Below are 3,458 nucleotides of genomic sequence, written 5' to 3' on the forward strand. Positions count from 1 at the left end.
CGCACCGGCGAGGCGTTCCGCCGCCTCGACGCGCAGCACGGCGAGACCACGCTGCCCATCGACGATGTGGTGCGCGCCGCCGCCGCGGCGCTGGATCCCGAGCAGGGCCGCAATATCCACTTCGTGCTGACCGGCGGGCCCGAGGGCCGGTCGACCCTGATCGTCGTCGCCAACGGCCTTGTCGTGGACGACATCTCGTGGCGGACCATCGTCGATCAGCTGACCGCGGCGTGGAGCCGCGGCCGCCACGCCGCCCCGGCCGCGCCGGAGTCCGGCCTCGGCGTGCTCATTCGCGCCCTCTCGGCCAAGGCCCACGATCTGCGGACCGTGGGCGAGATGGGCTGGTGGGAACGGATTCTGGCGACCGTCCCCGAGGGCACCGTCGCGGACGGTCGTGATCTGCGGGCGCGCAGCCGGGTCTCGCTGGCCATCACCGCGGAGGGCGCCGCCGCGGTGGCCGCCGCCGCGGCGGCCTACCACGCCACCGTGGACGACGTACTGCTCACCGCGGTCGCGCTGGCGCTGCAGACTTCCGCGGGCGAGCCCGTCACGCGCGCGCTCGGCTCGGTGATCAGGCTGTCCGCCGACGAGCGGTGCGCGACCGGAGCCGACGAGAGCATGGTCGGCGGCTTCACCACCGAGTACCCGCTTCCCTTGCGGCTCACCAGGATCGACGCCGACGACGCGCTCGTCGGCGGCCCGGCCGCGGGCGCCGCGCTCGCGCAGATCAAGGAGCTGCGCCGGTCGGTGCCCTCGCAGGGTGTCGGTTACGGCCTGCTGCGCTACCTCAACGCGGACACCGCCGCCGAGCTGAGCGAGCTCGGCCGCGGCCGATTCGCGCTGCGCTACCGCGATCTTCGCCCGGCGCGGGTGCACACCGACACCATGGCCGACGATCTGCTGCTCGACCTCACCGTCGACGCCGCCGACGACGGCCTGGTCGCCCGGTTCGACTACGCCTCCGCCGTATTCGCCGGCGACGAGGTGAAAACCTTTGCCGAGCACTGGATCTACGCGCTCGGCGGCCTGGCCGAGCATGGCCTGCGCGCCGACGGGGTCACTTTCACGCCGTCGGACTTCACGCTGGTTCGGCTGAAGCAGTCCGAGATCGACCGCCTGACGGCCGCGTATCCGAACCTCACCGACGTCTGGCCGGTGACTCCGTTGCAGTCGGGCATGCTGTTCCACGCGCTGCTCGCCGAGTCCTCGGTGGACGTCTACACCACACAATTCGTCCTCGACCTCGGCGGCGACGTGCACCCGGGCCGGATGCACGCGGCCGCGCAGGCCGTGCTGGACCGGCACGACAACCTGCGCGTCGCCTTCGCCGAGGACGCGGCGGGCAAGCCGGTGCAGATCGTGCAGGACGAGCTCGAAGTGCCCTGGCGGCTCATCGATCTCGGCCAGTTGGAGCCGGAGGCCGCGGCCGCGGAGCTGGCGCGCATCAAGGCGGCCGACCTGGCCGACCACTTCGACATGCGCACCGCACCGCTGCTGCGGTTCGCGCTGATCCGCTCGTCGGCCAACGCTTTTCACCTGCTGGTGACCAGTCACCACATTCTCATCGACGGCTGGTCCATGCCGTTGCTGATGAAGGATCTGCTCACGGCGTACGCGCTCGGCGGCAATTCGCGCCACCTGCCGAAGGTTCCGTCGTACCGGGGCTACCTCGCGTGGCTGGTCGCGCAGAAGGCCGACGCGGCCCGCGAAGCCTGGCGCGCCGCGCTGAGCGGCATCACCGAGCCGACGCCGCTCGCGCCGGTCGATCCCGGCCGTGAAATCTCCGCCGGTGTCGGCGAAGTCGGCTTTGAACTCGCGCAGTCCGACACCACCGCGCTCACCCGGCTCGCCTCGGGCCTCGGCGTCACGGTGAACACGGTCGTGCAGGCGGCCTGGGGCCTGTTCATCGGCCGCAGCGTCGACCGCGACGACGTGGTCTTCGGCGCCACCGTCTCCGGCAGGCCGCCGCAGCTGGACGGCGTGGAGAGCATGGTCGGGCTGTTCCTCAACGCGATTCCCGTGCGGGTGCGGCTTGGCGCCACCGACACCCTCGGCGGGCTGCTGCGCCAGCTACAGGCCGAGCAGGCCGGGCTGCTGGACCACCACTACCTCGGGCTGAGCGATATCCAGGAAACCATCGGCGTGGAAGGGCTTTTCGACTCCCTCGTGGTGTTCGAGTCGTTCCCCGTCGACCGCGAGGGACTGGAGAAGGCCAGCGATATCGACGGCGTGCGCGTCACCGGCGTGGGCGCGGTCAACGGCACCCACTACCCGCTGACGGTGATGGTGGTGCTGGACAGCCAGCTCCGGGTGTCGGTGAAGTACCTGCGCGACCTGTTCGACGAGACGGCGGCAGCGGCTCTCGCGCAACGGCTTTCGGCCCTGATCCGCCGTTTCGTCACCACCCCGCAGGCCCGCGTCGCCGACATCGACGTGCTGCTCGACCACGAACGCGCCGAGCTGGCCGCGCGCAACGCCACCGAGGCGCCCGACCTCCTCGACGACGCGACGCTGCTGACACTGTTCGACGCTCAGGTCGCGCGCACGCCGGAGGCCCCCGCGGTGCGCTACGGCGACACCACGCTCACCTATGCCGAGCTCGACCTGCGCTCTCGGGCGCTGGCCGGGGAGATCGCCCGGTGGGGCGTCGGCGTGGAGTCGCGGGTCGGCATCGCCATGCGGCGCGGAATCGACCTGGTCGTCGCCGTCTACGCGGTGCTGCGGACCGGCGCGGGGTACCTGCCGATCGACCCGGATCACCCGGTCGAACGCAACGAGAACGTCTTGGCCGGAGCGCATCCCGCGTGCGTGCTGACCACGAGCGCCGACGCCTTCGAGACCGACAGCGATATCGCGGTCGTCGCGGTGGACACGCTCTACCTGCCGCTGGACGCGGTGGCGCGCATCGAGCCTGATCTGCGCCCGGACAACGTCGCCTACGTGATGTACACCTCCGGCTCCACCGGCCGCCCCAAGGGCGTGATGATCACCCACCGGCAGATGGTCAACCAGTTCCGCTGGGCGCAGCGGACCTATCCGCACGACACCGGCGACGTGGTCCTGCACAAGACGCCGATCACCTTCGACATCTCCACCTGGGAACTGTTCTGGCCGTTGCAGACCGGCGCGTCGATCGTCATCGCCGAGCCCGACGGTCATCGCGACCCGGCGTACCTGGCCCGCGTCATCGCCGAGAACTCCGTCAGCACAGTGCATTTCGTGCCGTCGATGCTGGACGCCTTCCTGGGCGCGGAGTCGGTGGGCCCATTCCCGGGCCTGCGTCGGGTGTTCGCGGCGGGCGAGGCGCTCACCGCGGAGACCGCGACGGCCTTCGCCGCGGCCCTGCCGGGCACCAGGCTGGTGAACTGGTACGGCCCCGCCGAGGCAACCGTGGTCACCGATTGCCCCGTGGAAGGCCTTGCGGTAGGCGCGATTCCGATCGGCGCACCGGTCGCCAA

The 3,458-nt window shown here is 71.2% G+C and carries 1 protein-coding gene; it reads left to right on the forward strand.

Translation table 11 applies throughout. The annotated features are described in order from the left end of the window. On the forward strand, nucleotides 1–3,458 hold a 3,458-nt coding region (locus ON39_RS04510; protein ID WP_040731295.1), incomplete at both ends, for a condensation domain-containing protein.

The sequence above is a fragment of the Nocardia tenerifensis NBRC 101015 genome, assembly GCF_000308715.1.
GTDB lineage: Bacteria > Actinomycetota > Actinomycetes > Mycobacteriales > Mycobacteriaceae > Nocardia > Nocardia tenerifensis.